The sequence below is a fragment of the Kitasatospora sp. NPDC097605 genome (assembly GCF_040302725.1).
Classification (GTDB): domain Bacteria; phylum Actinomycetota; class Actinomycetes; order Streptomycetales; family Streptomycetaceae; genus Kitasatospora.
The window spans coordinates 87,653-109,260 of record NZ_JBEOSF010000026.1 but is presented as its reverse complement, the minus strand read 5'-3'; the positions used below and the strand labels follow the sequence as shown (position 1 = coordinate 109,260).

General features: G+C 73.3%; 17 protein-coding genes. 11 read left to right on the top strand and 6 right to left on the bottom strand.

Going from position 1 to position 21,608, the window contains the following annotated elements; all coding sequences use genetic code 11:
* The first annotated feature begins 413 nt into the window (after nucleotides 1–413).
* Together ABTX81_RS26475 and ABTX81_RS26470 are read left to right on the top strand one after the other, a co-directional pair.
* Nucleotides 414–998 carry an RICIN domain-containing protein gene (locus tag ABTX81_RS26475; RefSeq protein ID WP_350550128.1) on the top strand — a complete coding sequence of 195 codons (585 nt, stop codon included), beginning with the start codon at nucleotides 414–416 and terminating at the stop codon, nucleotides 996–998.
* A 365-nt stretch (nucleotides 999–1,363) separates the two neighbouring features.
* Nucleotides 1,364–1,516, top strand: coding sequence for a hypothetical protein (locus tag ABTX81_RS26470; RefSeq protein WP_350550125.1), 153 nt, complete (start codon nucleotides 1,364–1,366; stop codon nucleotides 1,514–1,516).
* Nucleotides 1,517–1,649: 133 nt separating this feature from the next.
* Here ABTX81_RS26470 and ABTX81_RS26465 read toward each other — a convergent pair whose 3' ends face one another.
* Nucleotides 1,650–4,916 (bottom strand): tetratricopeptide repeat protein, encoded by a 3,267-nt coding sequence (locus tag ABTX81_RS26465; protein WP_350550123.1) that lies wholly within the window; start codon nucleotides 4,914–4,916, stop codon nucleotides 1,650–1,652.
* Nucleotides 4,917–5,576: 660 nt separating this feature from the next.
* Between ABTX81_RS26465 and ABTX81_RS26460 the strand changes: the two genes are divergently transcribed.
* On the top strand, nucleotides 5,577–6,377 hold the full coding sequence (locus ABTX81_RS26460) for an SDR family NAD(P)-dependent oxidoreductase (RefSeq protein WP_350550120.1): 801 nt from the start codon (nucleotides 5,577–5,579) through the stop codon (nucleotides 6,375–6,377).
* A 68-nt stretch (nucleotides 6,378–6,445) separates the two neighbouring features.
* On the opposite strand, the gene ABTX81_RS26455 is transcribed toward ABTX81_RS26460, so the two are convergent.
* The gene (locus ABTX81_RS26455) at nucleotides 6,446–7,627 is read right to left on the bottom strand and encodes an acyl-CoA dehydrogenase family protein (protein WP_350550118.1); all 1,182 of its coding nucleotides are present in this window, start codon (nucleotides 7,625–7,627) and stop codon (nucleotides 6,446–6,448) included.
* A 244-nt stretch (nucleotides 7,628–7,871) separates the two neighbouring features.
* Between ABTX81_RS26455 and ABTX81_RS26450 the strand changes: the two genes are divergently transcribed.
* Complete coding sequence (locus tag ABTX81_RS26450; RefSeq protein ID WP_350550116.1) at nucleotides 7,872–8,573, top strand: DUF899 domain-containing protein; 702 nt, start codon at nucleotides 7,872–7,874, stop codon at nucleotides 8,571–8,573.
* A gap of 79 nt (nucleotides 8,574–8,652) precedes the next feature.
* Here the strand turns inward: ABTX81_RS26450 and ABTX81_RS26445 are convergent, their stop codons facing one another.
* Together ABTX81_RS26445 and ABTX81_RS26440 are read right to left on the bottom strand one after the other, a co-directional pair.
* Nucleotides 8,653–9,534: an alpha/beta fold hydrolase gene (locus ABTX81_RS26445; protein ID WP_350550114.1), complete on the bottom strand. Its 882-nt coding sequence runs from the start codon at nucleotides 9,532–9,534 to the stop codon at nucleotides 8,653–8,655.
* Between the two features lie 158 nt (nucleotides 9,535–9,692).
* On the bottom strand, nucleotides 9,693–11,078 hold the full coding sequence (locus tag ABTX81_RS26440) for an MFS transporter (protein ID WP_350550112.1): 1,386 nt from the start codon (nucleotides 11,076–11,078) through the stop codon (nucleotides 9,693–9,695).
* Nucleotides 11,079–11,211: 133 nt separating this feature from the next.
* On the opposite strand from ABTX81_RS26440, the gene ABTX81_RS26435 reads away from it, so the two are divergent.
* On the top strand, nucleotides 11,212–12,057 hold the full coding sequence (locus ABTX81_RS26435; protein ID WP_350550109.1) for a helix-turn-helix transcriptional regulator: 846 nt from the start codon (nucleotides 11,212–11,214) through the stop codon (nucleotides 12,055–12,057).
* Nucleotides 12,058–12,122: 65 nt separating this feature from the next.
* Here ABTX81_RS26435 and ABTX81_RS26430 read toward each other — a convergent pair whose 3' ends face one another.
* Both ABTX81_RS26430 and ABTX81_RS26425 read right to left on the bottom strand, forming a co-directional pair.
* Nucleotides 12,123–12,665, bottom strand: a complete 543-nt coding sequence (locus ABTX81_RS26430; protein ID WP_350550107.1) for a copper resistance CopC family protein — start codon at nucleotides 12,663–12,665, stop codon at nucleotides 12,123–12,125.
* A gap of 88 nt (nucleotides 12,666–12,753) precedes the next feature.
* Nucleotides 12,754–13,341: a hypothetical protein gene (locus ABTX81_RS26425; protein WP_350550105.1), complete on the bottom strand. Its 588-nt coding sequence runs from the start codon at nucleotides 13,339–13,341 to the stop codon at nucleotides 12,754–12,756.
* Nucleotides 13,342–13,573: 232 nt separating this feature from the next.
* Between ABTX81_RS26425 and ABTX81_RS26420 the strand changes: the two genes are divergently transcribed.
* The 6 genes from ABTX81_RS26420 to ABTX81_RS26395 all read left to right on the top strand — a co-directional run bounded on the left by ABTX81_RS26420 (nucleotide 13,574) and on the right by ABTX81_RS26395 (nucleotide 21,605).
* Nucleotides 13,574–14,008: a hypothetical protein gene (locus tag ABTX81_RS26420; RefSeq protein ID WP_350550102.1), complete on the top strand. Its 435-nt coding sequence runs from the start codon at nucleotides 13,574–13,576 to the stop codon at nucleotides 14,006–14,008.
* Nucleotides 14,009–14,525: 517 nt separating this feature from the next.
* A complete protein-coding gene (locus tag ABTX81_RS26415; RefSeq protein WP_350550142.1) occupies nucleotides 14,526–15,941 on the top strand; it encodes a sugar transferase in 1,416 nt (471 codons plus the stop codon).
* A 136-nt stretch (nucleotides 15,942–16,077) separates the two neighbouring features.
* Entirely contained in the window at nucleotides 16,078–17,391 is a 1,314-nt protein-coding gene (locus ABTX81_RS26410) for a nucleotide sugar dehydrogenase (RefSeq protein WP_350550100.1), read from the top strand.
* Nucleotides 17,381–18,643, top strand: coding sequence for a glycosyltransferase family 4 protein (locus tag ABTX81_RS26405; protein WP_350550099.1), 1,263 nt, complete (start codon nucleotides 17,381–17,383; stop codon nucleotides 18,641–18,643). The genes ABTX81_RS26410 and ABTX81_RS26405 overlap by 11 nt, the downstream gene beginning before the upstream one ends.
* The gene (locus ABTX81_RS26400) at nucleotides 18,640–20,070 is read left to right on the top strand and encodes a Wzz/FepE/Etk N-terminal domain-containing protein (protein ID WP_350550096.1); all 1,431 of its coding nucleotides are present in this window, start codon (nucleotides 18,640–18,642) and stop codon (nucleotides 20,068–20,070) included. The genes ABTX81_RS26405 and ABTX81_RS26400 overlap by 4 nt, the downstream gene beginning before the upstream one ends.
* Nucleotides 20,067–21,605 carry a Wzz/FepE/Etk N-terminal domain-containing protein gene (locus ABTX81_RS26395; RefSeq protein WP_350550093.1) on the top strand — a complete coding sequence of 513 codons (1,539 nt, stop codon included), beginning with the start codon at nucleotides 20,067–20,069 and terminating at the stop codon, nucleotides 21,603–21,605. The genes ABTX81_RS26400 and ABTX81_RS26395 overlap by 4 nt, the downstream gene beginning before the upstream one ends.
* The last annotated feature ends 3 nt before the right edge of the window (nucleotides 21,606–21,608 follow it).

The window sequence follows — 21,608 nt, the reverse complement described above, 5'->3', positions numbered from 1 at the left end:
GGGAGTACCTCTCGGTGCTGCTGGCCTCCGAGGCCGTGATCTACCGCAGGTTCGGCTACGGGCCCGCGACCTACACGGGGCGGCTGCCGAGGTCGCGGCCGGTGGGTGCGGCGCGGCAGGCGAGCGGGCGGCCCCGCACAACGGACCCGGTCCGCCCTTCGGTGGCCGCCCGGCCGGAGGCTCCCTCCGGCCGGCGCGGCGTCGCATGCGGGGCGCATCAATTCCGGAATGCCGCCACATATGCGACCAAAAAGGGCAATGCAAGCCCCTTCGGGTCAATGGATTGGTATCGACACGAAGTAAACGTCCGAAATCCATTGGCGACCCTTTCTGGCGATCTATTAGTTCGCATAGAGTCCACTCGTCGCTTCCACATGGGTCGACAAGGGAAATCCGGAAGTATGGAGGGGTCAATGCTTCAGGTCACCAAGAAGGCGCTCAAGGCAGGGGGGTCCGCCGCGGCAGGGGCGGCGCTCGTTGCCGCCACCATGCTCGGCGCGGCCGGCACCGCCTCGGCCGAGACCGTTCCGGCGGCCTCGTCCACGCAGACCCGGGTCACGACGCAGAGCAGCAGCGCGCAGCTGGCCGGGCTCGCCGCGGCCGCCCAGCACTACCAGAACGCGAACAGCGGCAAGTGCCTGGTCGTGCAGGGCACCGCGAACAACAGCGGCGCCTTCCAGTACGACTGCGCCAACTTCGCCGACCAGCAGTGGAACATCCGCTGGAACTCCTCCGGGACGGCGTTCCAGATCGTCAACAACAACAGCAGCAAGTGCCTGGTCGTGCAGGGCACCGCGAACAACAGCGGCGTCTTCCAGTACGACTGCGCCGGCCTGGCCGACCAGTTCTGGTACGGCCTGGTGGACAGCTCCGGCCGGTACCAGTTCCAGAACGCGAACAGCGGCAAGTGCCTGGTCGTGCAGGGCACCGCGAACAACAGCGGCGCCTTCCAGTACACCTGCGCCGGCCTGGCCGACCAGAAGTGGATCGTGTACTGATCCCGATCTCGCCCGACTAGGTCCGAGATCGATTGATCGCAGCCGGTAGGCACAGCAGCGGGGTCTCCGTGACAGTGAGCCGCCCCCCGGGGGCGGCCGCGCCACGGAGACCCCGCTGTCTGCCGAGGCACCGGAGCCGGCGCTCCCCCCACCGCCGCGACCGGCGACGGTCGGCGGGCGGTCACGTCCGGCACATCTACCCCTCACCAACCGACGGGCCTTCAAACAGTAGGACAACAACCCGTGATGGCTGCGAATTGGCGGCCGAGACTCAGATGAGGGTGTAGAATCATAGGCAGAAGGGCGGCCTTGGGGCTGATGCCAAAGGCGTCGGCAGGCTACCCACCGGTAGGGGGAACACCGTCATGAACTACCACCTCGACACCGCGCGCGCCATCATCAACGAGCGGATGCGGGAGGCCGAGCAGCACCGCCTCGCCCACGCGCTGTACCTGAAGAACCGCGCCGAGGCCAAGTCCCGTCGGGCGCGGCTGCTCCTCGCCCGCCTCGGCGGCTGAGCCCCGGCCCCGAACACCTCGACTCGGCGGAGCGACGGGCGGGAAGGCCGGCCACGACGGCGGCCCGGTGGCCACCAGCGTGGCGACCGGCGATCCCGCCCGCCCCGCCCGGTGGCTCGGGCCACCCGCTCCGCTAGCCGCCTGCAGCCGACGTGCCGGCGGCACCATTCCCCTCAGTCTCCCGTGCGGCCCGTCCGGCCGCTTCGAGCCTGGCTCGGACCTGCGCGACGAAGGGGTTCTCCGCACCCAGGCCGGGCTCGATCCGTTCGAGGGCGGCCCGGTAGAGCGCAACCGCCTTCCGGTGCGCGCCGGCCTCCTGGTGGGCGTCCGCCAGGGAGAGCTGGGCGATCAGGACGTTCGGATGGTCACCGAAGGTCTGCCGCCAGTGCGCGAGGTCCGCTTCGTACAGCGGCACGGCCCGGTCGGGCCGGCCGTCGGCCCGGTACATCTCGGCCAGGTACCGCGTCTGCGCGAGAGTGTCCGCGTGGGTGGGACCGAGTTCCTCCCCGGTGAGCGCCACGGTCCGTTCCAGGAGTTCGGTCGCCCGGGCGAGGCCGCCGGACCTGCCGTGGACAAGGGCCAGCATGACGGTGCAGTCGAGTGTCTGCGGATGGGTGCCGCCGAGTTCGGGCTCCAGCCGTGAGCAGAGCTCCTCCAGAACGGCGACGGCCCGTGCCGCGTCGCCGCATTCCAGGTGCGCGCCGGCCAGGTTCGTCCAGCCGGTGACGGTGCGCGGGTGGAGGTTTCCGAGGAGCCGGCTGGCGTGCGGCATGGTGACTTCGAGGAGTTGGACAGCACGGCGGGCGTCGTCGGCCATGAGCAGCATGGTGGCCAGGTTGATCCGGCAGATCACGGTGTGCGGGTGGTCCTCGCCGAGCGAACCGACGCACCGTTCCAGCGTCGTCTCCATGAGCGGGACGGCCCGCACCGGATCGGCAGTCAGCTGCAGTGCGTCGGCCAGGCCGATGAGGTTGGCCAGCGTGTCGGGGTGGGACTCGCCGAACACCTGCTCGCACTGGGCGACGGTCGACTCGAACAGTGACACCGCACGGTCCGGATCGTCCGCCGCGAGGCAGGCCTTCGCGAGACCGCTCCGGGTGGCGAGGGTGTGGGGGTGGGACTCGCCGATCAGTCGGGTGCGGTGGTCGAGGACGGTCTCGTACAGGTCGATCGCCCGCACCGGGTCGCCGGCTGCCTGGTAGGCCTGCGCCAGCCCGTTCCGGGTGGTGAGGGTCTGGGGGTGGGTGTCGCCGAGGAGGTGGGCGCTCTGGGCCGCCGCCGTCTCCAGCAGGGAAACCGAACGGGAGACGTCTCCGGCGTCCCGGAAGGCGCAGCCGAGGTTCGCGCGGACGGCGATGGTCTCCGGATGCGCCTCCCCGTGCACCTCCTCGCTCAGGGCCAGGACCACTTCGAGCTGCTGCGCCGCCCGGTCGGGACGCCCGGCGACGGTGTAGGCGCAGGCCAGGTTGTTCCGGCTGGTGATCGTGCCGGGATCGCTGTCGCCGAACGCCTGCCGCCGCTGGGAGAGGACCGCGGTGTACAAGGGGATGGCGCGGTCCAGGTCGCCTGCGGCGAGGAGGGCCGTAGCCAGGCCGCTGCGGCTGGTCAGCGTGCGCGGATGGGCCGGGCCGAGTCTCCGCTCGTACTGGGCGAGGGTCGCTTCGTGCAGCGGAATCGCTCGCTCCAGGTCACCGGCGGCCTGATAGGTGCCGGCCAGTTCCTCGTAACTGACGAGGGTGTCGGGGTGGTCGTCGCCGAGCGCCCGCCGACGCCGGGCCAGGGTGGCCTCGTGGAGGGCGACGGCGCGGGGCAGATCGCCGGAAGCACGGTAGGAGTTGGCGAGGTTGGAGTCGATCGTGAGCGCCTCCGGGTGCATGTCGCCGAAAACCTGGGCGCACTGAGCCGCCATCGGTTCGAGGATCGTGATGGACCGCTCGAAGTCCCCGGCGCTGTGGTGGGCACGGGCCAGGTTGGCGCGGATCCTCAGGGTGATCTCGTGCTCCGCCCCGGCGAGTTCCTCGCAGCGGGCGAGGGCCGCCGTGAGCAGCGGAACGGCACGGGCGTCGTGGCCCCGGTCGGTGAGGTAGGTCGCGGCGGCGGCGTACCGTCCGGCGGGAAAGGTGTCCGGGTGGCCCTCGGGTGTGGTGGCCGCCAGCGCGACGAGGTGCGGCAGGATCCGCTCCCAGGCGGCCGACCGGCCGGAGCGCGGCGGTTCTCCCAGCGGGAGGACCGCCGCGCACAGCAGTTCCTCGGCCTCCCGGCGGCCGGCGGGAGCCGTGCCGCCGGGGGCCGGCCGGCCCCGCAGGGTGACCTGGACCAGGCGGTGGACGCCGACGGTGTCCCGGGTGAGGGAGACCATGCCGTAGGCACGGAGGGTCCCGAGCGCCTCGTGGAGGTCGTCGGGGTCGTCGGGGTCGTCGGCGAGCGGAGCCAGCAGCGCCACCGGGACGCTGTCGGGCGCCAGCCACGCCAGCGTGGACAGGACGGAGACCGCCAGCGGGTCGCGCTCGGTCAGGGTGCCGATCGTCTGGCGCCAGATCCGGGCGACGGTGCGCTCGGGGTCGACGCCGTCCGAGGCCTTGTCCAGCTTGGCCGTCAGCCTTCGGCGGTAGCTCTCGATGCCGATGGTCGGGTTCTGCGCGAGGTAGGCGCCGGCCTGCTCCAGGGCGATCGGAAGCTGCCCCAGGTCGGCGGCGAGGGCCCTGGCCTCCTGCGCCTGACGGGGCGTCGGCGGGGTCTCGCCGAGCACATGGCGGCAGAGGAGTTCGCTCGCCTCGGCCGGGTCGAGGACGTCCAGGACGAGCGCCGGGACGGAGCCCGGCCAGCCGGCCGACCGCCGGCTGGTGGCGAGGACGCAGCCGTCCGGTGCGCCGAGGAAGGGCCGCAGGTCGGCCGGGTCCTCGACGTTGTCGAAGACCAGCAGCCAACCCGGGTGCCACCGCAGCCACAGCAACGCCCAGGCGGCGCGTTCCTCGGTGGACGCGCCGCCCACCGACGTGGGGGCCAACCGCAGGGCGAGATCGGCCAGCGACTGCTCGATCTGGGCGGGGGACGCGGCGGCGACCCACCACACCACGGTGTGGTCGCGGCGGTGCCGGTGGGCGTACGCGAGCGCCAGGGTGCTCTTCCCGACGCCGCCGAGGCCCTGGACGACGACGCTTCCGGCGGCCGGCTGCCCGGGCGCCGCCTCGAACACGGCGCGCAGCCGGCCCAGCGCGTCCTCACGACCGAGCCAGTGCGGGAGCGCCGGCAGTTCGGTGAACCCGGCGGGAGCCTCGACCTCGCGTGCCGAGTTCAGCAACTCGGCCGGCAGGACGGTGACCGGGCCGGTGATCGCGGTGCCGATGCGGTGGGCGGCGACGGACCCGGGCCCGGTCGCCTCGAAGACGAAGCCCGTCACCGCGCGGCCCTCCCCGGACGGGACCGCCCGGCCGCCGGCCTCCCGCACACGCTCATTCCCGTCCCCTCCGGACCGGCCTGCTGTCGCCCGATCCGGTACGCAGCGTACGCGGCCCCGGACGGGGCCCGTGACAGGGGCGGGACGTCTGACTGCCGGAGAAGGCCGGGCCGGCTCCGGAATCGCCTGTCACCTCGGCCGACGTCGGCGGGAGTGTGTGCGTCCGGACGGCCGATTCCCCGGCCGGCGAATACCGGCTCCACCGCTCCGTCGGACTCACCCGTGTCCATCGCGATCCACCCCGCCGCATTGCCCATTCACCCGGTGGCGACATCGTGACCATCGCCTGCGATTCGGGCGGTGGAGCACCGATCGACATCAACTCCGGCGTCGTCCGTCACGAGAACGGCATGACACGGATCCGTGCACTGCCGCTGGATCGCGTTCCGCCGCGAGTCGCACGGGTGTTCGTCAGCTGCCCGTGCGGCGGTCACACCTTCGGGTAGGCGGCCCGGGGCGGTGGGTCCGACCTGCGGCGGTGGCGGGATCCGGGGTGGGGGCGCGCCCGCTCGGGTCGCGGGGTGGCCGGGGCTTCCTTAGCGTGGATCGGACGCGCCGGTGGGCCGGCGCCGCACGGTACGCCCCAGGGGAAGGTGGGACCCGATGGAGAGTCTGCTGACGGACAGGACGGCGGTCGTCTACGGCGCCGGCGCGATCGGAGGCGCCGTGGCCAGGGCCTTCGTCCGGGAGGGCGCCCGGGTGTTCGTGGCGGGGCGCGGCGAGGCCGCGCTCAAGCAGTTGGCGCACGACGTGGAGTCCGAGGGCGGCTCGCTGGTCACCGCGCAGGTGGACGCGCTCGACCGGGACGCGGTCGAGGGCTTCCTGGACTCCGTGGTCGAGCGGACCGGCGGGCTCGACGTCTCCTTCTGCGCGACCTCCACCCGGCGGCCGGGCGGCGGGCAGGGCGCGGCTCTGGGCGAGCTGTCCTTCGAGGACTTCTCGCTGCCGATCATCGACTTCACCCGGGCGCAGTTCGTCACCGCCAACGCGGCGGCCACGCGCATGCTGCCGCGGGGACGGGGCGTGATCATGATGATGACCGCCGCGCCCTCGCGCGTCCCCTACCCGTACACCGCCGGGTTCGGCCCGGCCTGGGCGGCGGTGGAGGCCTTCGCCCGCACGCTCGCGGCCGAGCTGGGACCGGAGGGCGTCCGGGTGCTCTGCCTCCACTCCGCCGGGTCGCCGGAGGCGCCGAGGAGCGTGGAGAGCACCCTGGCGACGGACCTGCCCGCGCTGCCGGACCGGATGGCCGGCTGGCAGGACCGCTCCGCGGCCCGCAACCTGCTGGGCCGTTGGCCCGCGCTGGCGGACGTCGGGAACATGGCGGCGTTCATGGCCTCGGACCTGGCCGCCGTGTCCACGGGGACGACGGCCGACCTGACGGGCGGCATGGTCGGCCACTGACGGACGGGCCGCGCGCCCGGGCCCGGCGTCCCTCGACGGGACGGCGGGCCCGGCCGCGCCCGGGTCGCTCAGATGTACAGCGTGTTGGGCTCCATCCCGCACAGCACCCGGCCGTAGAGCTCCGCGTTGGTGTCCGGGTTGATCAGGGCGTGCAGGCCGACCGCCTGGATGTCCCGGGCGATCCGCTGGAGCGGCACGTCGAGGTAGATCGAGGTACCGCCGCTGATGCTCACCAGCAGGTCGACGGCGTGCTTGGCGAGCCGCGTCGCCTCGCCCTGGTCGTTGCGGACGCGGGCCCGCTCCTCCAGCTTCCACGCCTCCCCGGAGGCGGCCTTGGCGTCCACGGTGGCGGCGGCGCGGCGGGCGTGGAACTCCGCCTGGTCGATGCTGTTGACGGCCTCGGCGACCCGCAGGTGGGTGATCGGGGCCTCGCTCTGCACGGTGTAGTCGGTGTAGGTGATCTTCCGGCCGGGCAGCCGCTCGAAGAACACCTCGCGGGCCGCCTTGGCCAGGCCGACCGCCACGCCGACGCCGGAGGCCGCCGCGACCAGGGAGGCGGAGGTGCGCCACACCGGGGAGTCGGCGTTGGCCCGGGAGAGGCCCTGCGGCCGCATGGAGGCGCTCATCGGGATGATGCGGTGCTCCGGGATGAAGAGCTCCTCGGCCACCGTGGTGACACTGCCGCTGCCGCGCAGGGCGACGGTGTGCCAGTCGTCGACGATCCTGAGCTCCGTCATCGGGACCAGCGCCATGATGGGCTCGGGCTCGGCGTCCGGGCGGATCAGGATCGCGGCGATCTCCTGCCAGCCCGCGTGCAGCGCCCCGCTGACGAACTTCCAGGAACCGTTGACGACGATGCCGCCCTCGGCCGGGACGGCCGTGCCGGTGGGGCTGTTGGTGCCGCAGACCCGGGGGGCCTCGGAGGTGAAGACCTCGTCCTGGGCGCTGTCGGGGAAGAGCCCGGCGAGCCAGGTCGGGATCCAGAAGACCGAGGAGGTCCAGGCGATGGCGCCGTCGGCGCGGCCGAGCTCCATGGCGACCTCCACCAGCGTGCTGGTGTCGCACTCGTAGCCGCCGTAGCGCACCGGCGTCCTGAGCCGGAAGACGCCGGCCTCGGCGAGGGCCGCGACCGTCTCCTCGCTCAGCCGGCGGTTCTCCTCGGACCAGGCCGCCTGCTCCCGGAGGACCGGCACCAGCGCGGAGACCCGCTCGACGATTTCTTCCCGGGTCGGTATTCCAGTGGACGGCATCATTTCCTCCTGGACGGTGCGGTTGGGTGGGCGACCGGACCGGAGTTCGCATTCACCCGGTCACCGGGAAAGGATTTCACCGACCGGCCCGGCGGGACCTCTTCTGAATTGCCGGATCCCGGCGGCCGGTCATTCCCGGTGGGCAATCGCGAGGAAGGAAAGGGCCGTCGCGCGTGCCACTCTGATCCCAGCATCGTTCCCGCCCGCCGCTGCCCGGCGGCGGCACCGCAGCCAGGAGGCCAGTGTGGATCTGTCGCCCATCGTGACCAAGGACGAGTGGCTCACCGCCCGCAAGGAACTGCTGGAGCAGGAGAAGGAGCTCACCCGGCTGCGCGACGCGGTCTCGGCGGCCCGCCGCGCGCTGCCGCGGGTGCGGGTCGAGAAGGAGTACGTCTTCGAGGCGCCCGGGGCCTCCCCCACCCTGCTCGACCTCTTCCAGGGGCGGCGGCAGCTGGTCGTCCGTCACTTCATGTTCGACCCGGCCTGGGAGGAGGGCTGCCCCGGCTGCTCGATGCAGGCCGACTCGGTGGGGCACCTGGCCCACCTGCACAACCGGGACACCTCGTTCGTGATGGTGGCCCGGGCCCCGATCGCCAAGATCGAGGCGTTCCGCGCCCGGATGGGCTGGGACCTCCCCTTCGTCTCCTCCTACGGCACCGACTTCAACCGCGACTTCCACGTCACCACCGACAAGGGCGAACTCCCCGGCGTCAGCTCCTTCCTGCGCGAGGGGGACGAGGTCTTCCACACCAACTCGGTGTACGACCGGGGCAGCGAGGTCACCCTGAACACCTACAACTACCTGGAGATGACGCTGCTGGGCCGGCAGGAGGAGGGCCTGGAGCACCCCTGGGACTGGTGGCGCCACCACGACCGCTACGACGACGCCACCGCCAAGGGGCCCGGCGAGAACTGGTGGAACGGCCAGGACAAGTTCAGCTCCTGACCGTCCGGCAGGACATGGGAACGGCCCGGGCGGCCGGCCGCTGGGGCCGGCCGCCCGGGCCGTTCCGGTGTACCGCCGCTCAGAGCTCCCCGGCAAGGAAGCGCAGGACCAGGCTGTTGACCTCGGCGGGCTTCTCGACCAGCCCGATGTGGCCCGCCCCCGGGACGACCTCGGCGTGCGAGCCCTCGGGCAGCGCGTCGACGATGGCCGCCAGCGCCGTGTCGGTGATCGCGAAGCTGGGGTCCTCCGAGCCGAAGAGGTTGAGCACGGGCCGGCTCGGCGGGGCGCCCCAGACGGCGGCGTGCTCCTGCGCCCACTCCGGCGTGCCGAAGCGGTCCGGGGGGAAGGCCGTCCGGTAGAGGGCGAGGGCCGCCGCCAGGTTCTCCGGCGCCCGCAGGGCGTCCTTGGCGTGCTTCAGGTCCTCGGTGGCGTCGAAGCCGTCGGCCGTGAACTTCCGGTAGATCCAGTCGAGGTAGCCGAGGTCGTCCGCGGCGACCACCTGGTCGGCCACCGCCGTCTGGAAGAACCAGAAGTGGCTCAGCGCGTCGGTGCCGCGGGGCGTCAGGACCATCGGCCCGAACACCGCCAGCGGCGGAACGTCGCAGACGACGGCGCTCGACCAGCGGTCCGCGTCCTGGGCGGCGCCCCAGACGGCGGGGGCGCTGAAGTCGTGTCCCACCAGGACGGCGTCGCCGTCGCCGCCCAGCGCCTCGTGCAGGCCGTTGATGTCGGCCACCAGGTCGGCGATCGCGAAGGAGCCGTCCGGCGGCAGGGTGGAGGGCGCGAAGCCGCGCAGCCAGGGGGCGACGGCGCGGTAACCCGCCTCGGCCAGCGCGGGCATGAGGTACCGGTAGGTCGCCGGCGACATGGGGAAGCCGTGCATCAGCAGGGCCAGCGGGCCCTCGCCGTGCTCCAGGTAGGCGAAGTCGATGTGGTTGACGGTGATTCTCTTCACGGCCACAGCCGGATCCGTTCCTCGCGGCGGGATGGGGAACGCGGGCGGCGGAGCGAGCCCCGCGGGAAGGTCCGCGGGGCTCGCTCCGCCGATCGCTCTTCGATGATCCCGGGGACGCTCCCGGACATCTTCTCCGTGGCTGCCGTCTTCGGCGGGCCGGCCGCTCAGCGGCTCACCGCCTGCTCGCCGACCTCGACCTGCGGGTCGGTCACGGCCGCGGGCAGCGCCTCGGAGCGGGCGCGCAGGCCGAACCAGACCAGGCCCACCGCGAGCAGCGTGACGATCACGTCGACGGCGAGAGCGAGCCGGATGCCGTCCAGCTGCACCGCGCGGGAGGCGGCGACGGCGCTGAGGATCGGGATGCCGATGGTGACCGCCACCTGCTGGCTGAGCGCGGCCAGGCCGGTCGCCAGCCCCTGCTCGGAGTCCGGCAGGCCGGAGGTCGCGGTGACGGTGTAGGCGACGATGGAGGTGACGTGGCCGAAGAAGCTGATGAACAGGGCCGGGAGCAGCACCGCCAGCATGACCCGGTCGGTGCCGAGCAGGATCAGCGGCGCGGTGGCGAGGCCCTGCACCGAGAGGCCGACGGTCAGGACGGTCCGGGTGCCCCAACGGCCGATCGCCCGGCCCGCGATGACGCCGGCGGCCACCGCCGCGAGCCCGGGCACGCCGAAGATCAGCCCGGTGGTCAGCGGGGCGAAGTCCAGCACGTCCTGCAGGTACAGGGTCATCAGGAAGATCAGCGCGCTCTCCATCGCGAACACGACGAGACCGGCGAAGTTCCCCCACTTGACGGTGGGGCGCTTGAGGATCCGGACCGAGGCGAGCGGGGCGGGGGCGCGCAGCTCGATCGCCCAGAAGACGCCGAGCAGCACCACGCCGGCGGCGGCGATGAGCAGGTTCTTGTCGATGATGCCGTAGATGAAGGCGAGCAGACCGGCCGTCACCGAGACGGCGCCGGGCACGTCGAGCCGGACCTTCTCCGGGGCCCGGCTGTCGGCGATCAGCCGCGGCGTGGCGATCAGGATGGCGATGGCCACCGGGACGTTGATCAGGAAGGCCCAGCGCCAGCTCAGCAGACCGACCAGGGTGCCGCCCACCAGGGCGCCCACGGTGAAGCCGCCGGAGAGCAGCGCGCCGTTCAGGCCCAGCACCCGCTCGCGCATCGCGCCCTCGGAGAACGAGGTGGTCAGCAGGGAGAGGGCCGCGGGGGCGGCCATCGCGGTCGACAGACCCTGCAGGACGCGCGCGGTGAGCAGCGGGCCGCCGGTGTCCGCGATGCCGCCGAGCACCGACGCCACGGTGAGCAGCGTGATGCCCGCGAGGAAGAGCCGGCGGCGGCCGAACAGGTCGGCGATCCGGCCGAACAGGAGGGTGAAGCCCGCGGCCGGCAGCGCGTACGCCGACGCCACCCACGGCAGGTCGTCGGAGGACATCCCGACCCCGGAACCGATCTGCGGGAGCGCGACGTTGAGGATCGAGAAGTCGACGGACAGCATGAACTGCGCGCCCAGCAGGATGAACAGGGTCAGTCGGAGCCGGGTACTCATGCGGTTCCGCGAGTCGGGAAGCGTGGTCATGCGAGCAAGGGTGGGAGATCACCCGCCGGCTAGCCAGACACCTGCTGGTGGTCTCACTGGGAAGGCTAGGCTTCGCAGTACTACCTTCAGCATAATAAGACTCATGGATGAGCTCGGGAGATTCCTCAAGTCCCGTCGGGCCAGGCTCCATCCGGCGGACGTCGGACTCGGACAGTACGGAGAACGCCGGCGGGTGCCGGGTCTGCGCAGGGAGGAGCTCGCCCAGCTGGCCGGTGTCAGCGTCTCCTACTACGCCAGGCTGGAGCAGGGGCTGGGGCAGAACGTCTCCGACGGCATTCTCGACGCGCTGGCCCGGGCGCTGCGCCTGGACGACGCCGAGCACGCCCACCTGGTCGCGCTGGCCCGCCCCGGACGGTCGGCGAACGGCCGCGCCCTGCGGGTGGTCCGGCAACTCCCCACGGGTCTGCGGCGGCTGATGGCGATGATGGACGACGTGCCCGTGATGGCGCTCTCGCCGACGGCCGATGTGCTCGCCTGGAACCCGCTGGCGCGCGCGGTGTTCGGCGGGCACCACGAGGGCCTGCCCAACATGACGCGGATGATCTTCCTCGATCCGCCGACCCGGGCGCTGTTCGCCAACTGGGAGGGCAAGGCCCGCTCCGTGGTCGCGCATCTGCGGATGGTGGCGGCGCGCTTCCCGGCCGACCGCCGGGTGCACGGATTCGTGGATGAACTGCTCGCCTCCAGCGCCGAGTTCGCCGCCCTCTGGGAGGACCACTCGGTGGCCAACTGCGACTCGTTCACCAATGTGCTGCGCCACCCGCAGGTGGGTGAGCTCACGCTCCACCAGGAGGTGCTGCGCACCGAGGAGCCGGAGCTGATGCTGGTGGCCTTCACCGTCGAGCCCGGCTCCCCGTCGCAGACGGCGCTGCGGCTGCTCGGCACGCTGGCGGCCGAGCACACGGACCGCCCGGTGGCCGTCTCCTGAACCCGGCGCCGTGGGGCCCGCTCCCCCGCGGCGGGGGAACGGGCCCTACGGCAGGCCGCGAAGCGTCAGGCGGCGCCGGCCCGTCGCCGGACGCGCGGGCGCCGCACCATCAGCCACAGGGCGCCCGGGAGCAGCACCGCGTCCAGGCAGAGCAGCAGGATGTTGAACGGCCCCTCCACGCCGTGGCTGTGGCCGCCCGCGGCCTCCTCCTCCACGTCCTCGCCGCCCTCGGGCAGCGGCCCGGAGCCGACCACGAAGTCGGTCGTCCCGGAGACCACCCGCCCCCGGTCCAGCGCCAGCCGGTAGGTGACCCGGTACGCCCCCGGCTCGGTGATCGAGACCGGCACCGACAGCCGGCCCCCGTCGAGCGAGGGCGCCCCGTCGGTCACCGAGGTGCCGTCGGTGGCGTTCACGGCCAGCATCAGCGAGGAGGAGCGCACCGGCCCCGAGAAGTTCAGGACCACCTCGGCGGGCGCCCGCTCCAGCCTGCCGCGGGCCGCCGGGCTGGCCCCGGAGAGTTCCACCGGCTCCGCCGAACTGAGCCACCCCACCGCCGCCAGCACCACGGCGAGCAGGCCCAGGCCGATCGCCATCGTCCGCTGGAACACCCGGGGCGAACCCGTCCGGCCGGCGCCCCGGTCCCCGGTCCCCCGAGCCCCGGCGGCCCCGGGGTCCGCCGCCACCGGGAGGGCCGTCTCAGGCACCGGAGACGGCCGCCGTCCGGGGCACCTCGGCGGCGCGGCAGTCGCAGGTCATCGCCTCCAGCTCCTCCTGGCTCGGCCGCAGGTGCAGGTACATGGCGACGACCATCGGGATGAAGACGATGGTGTTGTAGAAGAGGTGCAGCTCCACCCGCGCGACGACCAGCTGGAGGATGCTGGTCGGCGCGGCCTTGCCGAACAGGAAGTGGTGGCTCTGCGCCTGCACGAAGAGCAGCAGGTGCTCGATGTGGTGCCAGAACTGGATGCCGAGGGCGATCGTCCACCACGTCCGGCTGCGCCCGGTGAAGCCGGGGCGGAGCAGGAACAGCGCGGTGAGCATGACGAGGGCGTAGCCGTAGTGCAGCCACTCGGTGGTGACGAGCCAGGGGTAGGCGAGGCCGAGGGCACCGCCGGCCTTCTTCACCGGCCAGCCCAGCGCCCAGATCTGGTAGGCCTGCGCGAGGTGCTCGGCCCAGTGCGCGAGGACGATGGCCAGGAACGCGTTCAGCGCGATCCGGTGGTGGGCGTGGTTGAGCCGGTACAGGGTTCGGCCGACCGCCGTCGGCTCGGCGCGCTTCGCCACGGGACCTCCGCAGGACGTGGTGGGTGAGGGTGGCGCCACGCGACCGGAACGGGGCGTTCTGGCCCGCGGAGCGCCCGGACCACTGTGGCCTCGCTGTCCCGCGACGGCTTCTTCCAGATTGCCGAACTTCCGTACGCCGGTGGCGGATCCCGCCGGCACGCGCGCCCTACGCCCGGCGCACGGCGGGCACCGGCGCGGGCACGGGAGCGGGAGCGGGGGCCTCCCCCCGGACGTGCGCGCCCGCCTGCTCACCGCCTACGCCGACGAGCTGGTGGGCGAGGACGATCCGACGGTCGTGGCGGCCGCCCGGGAAGCGCTCGGCCTCGCCACCGGTCCCCGCCTGCGGGCCGCGGCGCTGCTGATCCTGGCCCGCGACTCCGGGCGGGAGGAGGACGCCCGCGAGCTGGTGGAGATCGGCGCCGCCCGTGGCCCCGCCCGGAGCCACCGGGACCCGCTGACCGGCGGTGCGGCGGTCCGGTCCGCCCACCGCGGTCCGGCCCCGGCGCCGACCTTTTCAAGACGATCTCCAGCACCTTTGTCCTCGCAGGTCACCGCGTATCCCATCGCCTTCGGGCCGCTGTCTTCGGGCGCCGTCCGGCAGGGCAAACGTCAAATTTCGAGTGGACGTTTCACATATCCCCCTCTTTGGAGTGCCCGGATGCTCTAGATTGATTTCGCTGCACCCGGCGGGACCTGGGCGATTCGTGAAGATCCGCAGGTCCGGCGCCGCGGACGACGATCAGTCGCGTCCCCGGCTGCGGCATGGGGGTGAACGATTCGCGGTGCCCGAGCATGGGCGCCGATCGCACGGTGTGACCGTCGGCAGTCCCGCTCACCTCGGGACTCCGGCAGGCGAGCGAGACCGCCGGTGTCCCGGCGGGATGCTCAACCAGCGCTGCAACAGCGGATTTCGGCATGCGCGGGAGTGGGGCCTCCCGTGGGCAGGAACAGCGCGGCACGACGGGAGGGCGGGGGCTCCCCAAGGGAGGAGCAGCACGGGAGGCGCATGCCTCCCGGGGGGAGGAATCGTGTGGAGCGAGCACGTCGAACCCACAGGTGACCTGGGACGGACCGCGGAGCAGGGGAAAGGGGAATCGGTCCGCCCGTTTCCATCGGCATCGACGCAATCGACACAAGCGACACCATCGACGAATTCGGGGCGACCGCGTCCGGCAAGGGGGAAAATCAGCCGTCCTCGCCTCGACTGGGAGCAACAGTACCGCCGAACGGTGATCACCAGCGATACGGTGGCCACCGCATTCGTGGTCGCCGCGATAGGCGGCTTCTTCGGGGTCCGGGACGCCGCGAACTGGCACGAGAAATGGGGAATTCTCGCCTTCGGCACCGAACTGCTGGTGCTGGGCGCGCTGGGGGTGACCCGGTCCTGGGCTCCGGCCGTGCTCGGCCAGGGCGCCGAGGAGTTCCGCCGGCTCGGACGCGCGCTGTTCACGGCGGCCGTCGTCCTGGCGCTCGGCGGGATCGCGCTCACCTCGCACAACATCAAGCTCTGGATCTTCGTCGCGATCCCGGCGATCACGGCCGTCACCATGACCGAGCGCTACCTGCTGCGGCTCTGGCTGCACCGCAAGCGCAGCGAGGGCCGGTGCCTGCGCCCGGTGCTCGCCGCCGGGAGCCCGGCGACCGTGCGCGACCTGATCGACCGGACCCGCAAGTTCCCCCACCTGGGCTGGAAGGTGGAGGCGGTGTGCACGCCGTACGCGCTCGGGCGGGGCAGTGACCGGCTGGACGGGGTGCCGGTGGTCGGCCGGCTGGCGGACGTCGCCAACCACGTCCGCCGCGACGGGTTCCGCGTGGTGGCGATCACCCCGGACCCGTACTGGACCCCGGACCGGCTGCAACGGCTGGCCTGGAACCTGGAGGGCGGCGACGCCGAGATGGTCGTGGCCCCGGTGCTGATGGAGGTCGCCGGCCCGCGGCTGCACGTGGACGCGGTGCTCGGCATCCCGATGCTGCGGGTCAGCATGCCGACCTTCACCGGGGGGCCGCGCGCGGTCAAGGAGGTCGTCGACCGGCTGGGCGCGGTGATCCTGCTGATCCTGTTCGCGCCGCTGATGCTGTTCGTCGGGCTGCTCGTCATGATGGACAGTCAGGGCGGGGCGTTCTACCGGCAGCCCAGGGTCGGCAAGGACGGACGCCAGTTCACCCTGGTCAAGTTCCGCACCATGACCGCGGGGGCCGACCGGGCACGGGCCGAGCTGGCCGTGCACAACGAGGGCGCCGGGCTGCTGTTCAAGCTCCGCCGCGATCCCCGGGTGACCAGGGTGGGCGGAGTGCTGCGCCGGTACTCGATCGACGAGCTCCCGCAGCTCTTCAATGTGCTCGCCGGCTCGATGTCGCTGGTCGGCCCCCGGCCTCCGCTGCCGGAGGAGACCGCCGCGTACGGGCCGGACATCCGGCGACGGCTGCTCGTCAAGCCCGGGCTCACCGGCCTGTGGCAGATCAGCGGGCGCAGCGACCTGCCGTGGGACGAGGCGGTGCGGCTGGACCTGCGGTACGTGGAGGACTGGTCGCTCGCCCTGGACGCGGTGATCCTCTGGAAGACGCTGCGCGCGGTGCTCCAGGGGCAGGGGGCCTACTGATGCGCGGGACGCGCGGGATGTACGGGACGCGCGGGGTGTGCGGGGCGCACGGGGTGTACGGGATGCGTGGGGGGCGTCGTCCGATCGACGCGCGGATGGCCGGCCACAAGGGCCTGCCCGAGGGGAGGAACGGATCATGAGGGTCAGTGTCCTGGGGCTCGGCTACGTGGGCTGCGTGTCGGCCGCGTGCCTGGCCAGCCTGGGCCACGAGGTCATCGGGGTGGACGTCAACCAGGTGAAGGTCGACCTGGTCAACGACGGCAAGGCCCCGGTGGTCGAGGAGCGGATCGGCGAGATGATCGCCGAGGTCGTGGGGACCGGCAGGCTGCGCGCCACCACGGACGTCCGCGAGGCGATCATGGGCAGCGAGGTGTCGCTGGTCTGCGTGGGCACGCCCTCGGAGCCCAACGGCAGCCTCTGCACCACCTACCTGGAGCGGGTCACCGAACAGATCGGTGCCGCGGTGGCCGAGCGGGGCGGGCGGCAGACCGTCGTCTTCCGCAGCACCATGCTCCCGGGCACCTGCCTGGACCTGCTGGTGCCGATCCTGGAGAAGTACGCCGGCACGGCCGGGGTGGACTTCGGGGTCGCGGTCAACCCGGAGTTCCTGCGCGAGGGCACCAGCGTGCGGGACTTCTTCGACCCCCCGAAGACCGTCATCGGCGAGCTCGACCCGGCCAGCGGCGACGTCGTCGCGGCGCTGTACGAGGGACTGCCCGGCGAGGTCTTCCGGGTGCCGGTCCCGACCGCCGAGGCGATCAAGTACGCGGACAACGCGTTCCACGGCCTCAAGATCGGCTTCGCGAACGAGCTGGGCGCGGTGTGCCGGGCGCTCGGGGTGGACTCGCACCAGGTGATCGACGTGTTCCTGGCCGACCACAAGCTGAACATCAGCCCCGCCTACCTGCGGCCCGGCTTCGCCTTCGGCGGCTCCTGCCTGCCCAAGGACCTGCGCAGCCTGGTCCACGCGGCGCAGCGGGCCGACGTCTCGGTGCCCATCCTCTCCCATGTGCTGCCCTCCAACGCCGAACACCTGCGGCGCGCGGTGGAGTTGGTGGAGCGCACCGGCAGCCGGCGGGTGGGCCTGTTCGGCCTGTCCTTCAAGCCCGGTACCGACGACCTGCGCGAGAGCCCGCTCGTCGAGCTGGCGGAGCGGCTCTTCGGCAAGGGCTACGACCTGCGGATCCACGACCCCAATGTGAACCTCTCCCGGCTGCTCGGGGCGAACCGCGAGTACATCGAGACCCGGCTGCCGCACCTCGCGCAGCTGCTCACCGACTCCGTCGACGAGGTGCTGGAGCACGCCGAGGTGTGCGTGGTCGGGACGAAGGACCCGGCCGTGCTGGCGGCGCTGCCGCACGGCGCCCGCCCGGTGATCGTCGACCTCGTCCACCTCCCCGACGCCGAGGCGCGCCGGGCCGAGCCGGGGTACGTGGGCCTTGCCTGGTGACGCGATCGCCGGCGGCCGCGGCCGTCGCGCGCTGGTCCTGGTGGAGAACCTGTCGGTGCCGTTCGACCGGCGGGTCTGGCAGGAGTGCACGACGCTCCGCGACGCGGGCTGGACGGTGGACGTCATCTGTCCGCAGGGCAGCAAGCGGGACACCGAGGCGGAGGCGGTGATCGACGGCGTGCGGATCCACCGGTACCCGCTGCAGGCGGCCACCGGAGGTCCGGCCGGCTACCTGCGGGAGTACGGATCGGCGCTGTGGCACACCGTCCGGCTGGCCCGCAAGGTCGGCCCGGTCGACGTCGTCCACGCCTGCAACCCGCCCGACCTGCTGTTCCTGCCGGCCCTGTGGCTGAAGCGGCGCGGCGCCCGGTTCGTGTTCGACCAGCACGACCTGGTGCCCGAGCTGTACCTGTCCCGGTTCGACCGCGGCGAGGACCTGCTCTACCGCGGCGTGTGCGCGCTGGAGCGGCTGACCTACCGGGCCGCGGACATCGTGCTCGCCACCAACGAGAGCTACCGGGACGTCGCGCTGCGCCGCGGCGGGCGGCGGGCGGAAGACGTGTTCGTGGTGCGCAGCGCACCCGACACCGACCGGTTCCGGCCGGTGCCGCCCGAGCCGGAGCTGAAGCGCGGCAAGCCCCATCTGCTGTGCTACCTGGGCGTGATGGGGCCGCAGGACGGCGTCGACTACGCCCTGCGGGCGCTCGCCAAGCTGCGCGACGAGGTCGGGCGGACCGACTGGCACGCGGTGTTCGTCGGCGGCGGCGACACCTTCGACGCGATGGTGGAGCTGTCCCGGCGGCTCGGGCTCGCGGACCAGGTGGAGTTCACCGGGCGCGTCCCGGACGCCGACCTGGTGCGCTACCTGTCCACCGCGGACGTGTGCCTCTCCCCCGACCCGCGCAATGCGCTCAACGACGTGTCGACCATGAACAAGGTCCTGGAGTACATGGTCATGGGCCGGCCGATCGTCTCCTTCGACCTCCGGGAGGCGCGGGTCTCCGCCGGTGAGGCGGCCGTCTACGCGCCCGCCAACGACGAGAGCCGGTTCGCCGAACTCGTCGCGGAGCTGCTGGACGACCCGGACCGGCGCGCCTGGATGGGCAAGCTCGGCCAGGAGCGGATCAACGGGCCGCTCGCCTGGCGGAACTCCCAGCGTTCGCTGCTCGCGGCGTACGCCGCCGCCTGCGCGGACCGCGTCCCGCTGCCGGCGGGCGGCCGGGGCCGGCCCGGGAAGAGGCCGCGCCGTTGAGCGACGAAGCGATACGCCTGGTCACGGTCGGTCGGATCCTGCGCCGGCGCTGGCGGCTGCTCACGGTCCTCGCCGTGGTGGGCGCGCTCGTCGGCTACGGCACCTCCCTGCTGTTCCCGCCCCGGTACACGACCTCGGCCTCGATCCTGCTGCCGGGGGCGTGGCAGGAGCGCGAGCTGATGACCCAGGCACAGATCGCGACCAGTTCGGTGGTGCTCGACCGCACGGCCGCCGCCCTCGGCCGGCCCGGGGTCGACGGCGTCGGGCTGCGGGACCGGGTGAGCGCCACCGCCGCGGACGGGAACATCATCAAGATCTCGGGCACCGCCGACACCCCGGAGCAGGCGCAGCAGCTCGCCGACCAGGTGGCCCAGCAGTTCGTCGCGTTCGCCACCCGGATCGCGGGTGACGGCACCGACGCCGCGACGTCGCAGCCCCAGGCGCTGCGGCAACTGGTGGCGCAGACCAGCCGCCGGATCGGCGAACTGGCCGACGCGGCCGCCCCGGGGCAGACCGTGGAGAGCGTGCAGACCCGCACCGAGCTGGCCAAGCTGCGCACCGCGCTGGAGGAGGCGGTCAACAAGCTGGAGCAGGTCGACCCGGGCGCCGGCCGGGCCACCATGGTGGTCATGGGGTCGGCCGCCCGGCCGTCCGCCGAGGTCGCGCCGACGACGGTGCAACTCGTCGCCGGCGGGGCGCTGCTGTTCTTCCTGGTCGCGGTCATCGGCCATCTCGCCGCCGCCCGGGCGAGCCGGCGGCTGCGCACCGAGGCGGAGATCGCCTCGGCGCTGGGCTCGACGCTGCTCGGCACCGTCGACGTGCCCGGTGTGCGGCCGGCGCGGCGGCCGGGCGGCGGCCCGAAGGCCTGGGTCCGCCGGCTGCTGGGCACGGACGTCCGGTGGGACCTGCCGACCCCGCACGCCTCGGGCGACGAGGCCGGCCGGCGGATCCGCCACCGGCGGGTGTGCGCCCGGCTTCGGGAGCAACTGCCGTCCCCGCGAAGGCTGCTGGTCGTCGTCCCGGACGGCGACGGGACGGCCCTGCGGGCCGCCGGGCGGCTCGCCGCCGAGGCGGGCAGCGATCCGCTGCTGCTGCGGGTGGCGGAGGTCGCGGTCGCCCGGCCGCTGGTGCCGGACCGGGAGGACGAGTCCGGTGTGCTGGTGGTGCTGAGCGCGGGCCACTGGACGGAGGTGGAGCTCGCCGGCATCGCCGGGGCGTGCGCGGACGCCGGGCACGAGGTCGTCGGCGTGGTCGTCGCGGCGGCGGTCCGCGCGAAGCGGTCCGCCGGCCGCCGTGCGGACGACGCCGCACCGGCGCTCACGGAGGAGAGCACGCCGGCGCTCGCGGGGGGCGCCGTGCCGGAGCTCGGGAAAGGCGCCACGCCGGCGCTGACGGTCGGCGAAGACACGGGGAGAGGCTCGGGGTGACGACGAGTACGACGGCGGAGTCGCCGGCCGCGGCTCCGCTGGTGGACCTGCAGGCACTGGTGGTCGCGGTGCGCCGGCGGCGGCGCTTCTGGTGCTGCCTGGCGCTGCTCGGGCTGCTGGCCGGAGCGGCGGCGGCGGTGCTGCGGCCGGCGCCGCCTAGCGCGGTGACCACGGTGCTGGTCGCCCACCAGGCGGACTCGCCGAACGATCCCGGCACGCTGATCCGCACCGACGCCGCCCTGCTGCAGACCGTGGGGATCGCGGGCGCGGCCCTGAAGGCCGTCGGGTCCGCGGAGAAGCCGACGGACTTCCTGCAGGACTACGGGAGCCTCGGCCTGACCAACAACCTGCTGCAGATCACCGTGAAGGCGCGCACCGAGGCGGACGCGGTGGCCCGGGCCAAGGCCCTGGCCGACGCGTTCGTCGCGGACCACGTGCGGCGGATCAACGAGACCGCGGACGCCGAGGCCAAGTCCCTGCTGGAGCAGCGCGACCGGCTGCAGAAGGAACTCGACCAGGTCAACAAGGACATCGGCAGCACCCCGCAGCAGAGCGGCGCGCAGGCCTCCGCCAGGCTGGAGGCGCTGTTCGCCAGCCGGGCCGAACTCACCTCGCGGATCGCCGACTTCGGCCGGCGCGCCGCGGAGGCGCACGTCGGCACGCCCCGGCTGGTGGCCGGCACCCAGATCGTGGACGCCCCGCACGCGGTGCCGCAGTCGCCGGCCCGGACGGCCGCCACCGACGCCGCGATCGGGCTGGTCCTCGGGCTGGTCGTCGGGCTGACGGTCTCCGCGGTCGGCGCGGTGGTGGCGGACCGCCCGGTGCTGCGCCGGGACATCGCGGCGCACCTCGGCGCCTCGGTCCTCGCGGAGCTGCGCCGGGTGCCCCGCCGGCGGGCCGGGCGGTGGCAGCTGCCCCGGACCAGGACGGCCCGGACCAGACTCACCACCACCCTGGCGCGCGCCGTGCGCGGTTCGGCCGATCCGGTGTCGCTGCTGGACCTGGGTTCGGCCCGCAGCACGGGCGCGATCGCCCTGGACCTCGCGGCGGCGCTGGCGGAGGACGGCCCGGTGGTCGTCGTCGACGGTCTGCCCGGCCGGCAGCTCGCCAAGCGCCGCCCGGCGCCGGGCGGCCCGACCGTGGTGCGCGGCGAGCGGGCCGAGGAGGCACCGCCCGGGGAACGCCGGATCGGCGTCGGCTCGGTGGCGCCCGGCACGGCGTGGACCGATCTGCGCCACCTCGGCGCCCGGACCGTGCTCGTGGTGCGGGCCGGGCACGGCAGCGCCGCGTGGCTGCACACCGTGGCGCGGCAGCTCGCCGACCAGCGCATCCCGGTGATCGGTGTGGTGCTCATCGACCCCGATCCGCGCGACCGCACCGACGGCACGCTGTGGGACCGGCCGCACACCGTGACGCGCGGGCGGTACCAGCGGCCGGCCCCGCCGAACGGGGCGGGCCGGGGGCGGGCGGGACGGACGGGACGGACGACGACGTGGACCACCCGGGTCCCGGACAGCGACCAGGAGGTGCGGTAGCAC

Bases quoted from the DNA above. Each gene is read 5' to 3' on its own strand.
- ABTX81_RS26475 (WP_350550128.1), top strand. From the start codon at position 414: ATGCTTCAGGTCACCAAGAAGGCGCTCAAGGCAGGGGGGTCCGCCGCG.
- ABTX81_RS26470 (WP_350550125.1), top strand. From the start codon at position 1,364: ATGAACTACCACCTCGACACCGCGCGCGCCATCATCAACGAGCGGATG.
- ABTX81_RS26460 (WP_350550120.1), top strand. From the start codon at position 5,577: ATGGAGAGTCTGCTGACGGACAGGACGGCGGTCGTCTACGGCGCCGGC.
- ABTX81_RS26455 (WP_350550118.1), bottom strand. From the start codon at position 7,627: ATGCCGTCCACTGGAATACCGACCCGGGAAGAAATCGTCGAGCGGGTC.
- ABTX81_RS26440 (WP_350550112.1), bottom strand. From the start codon at position 11,078: ATGAGTACCCGGCTCCGACTGACCCTGTTCATCCTGCTGGGCGCGCAG.
- ABTX81_RS26435 (WP_350550109.1), top strand. From the start codon at position 11,212: ATGGATGAGCTCGGGAGATTCCTCAAGTCCCGTCGGGCCAGGCTCCAT.
- ABTX81_RS26410 (WP_350550100.1), top strand. From the start codon at position 16,078: ATGAGGGTCAGTGTCCTGGGGCTCGGCTACGTGGGCTGCGTGTCGGCC.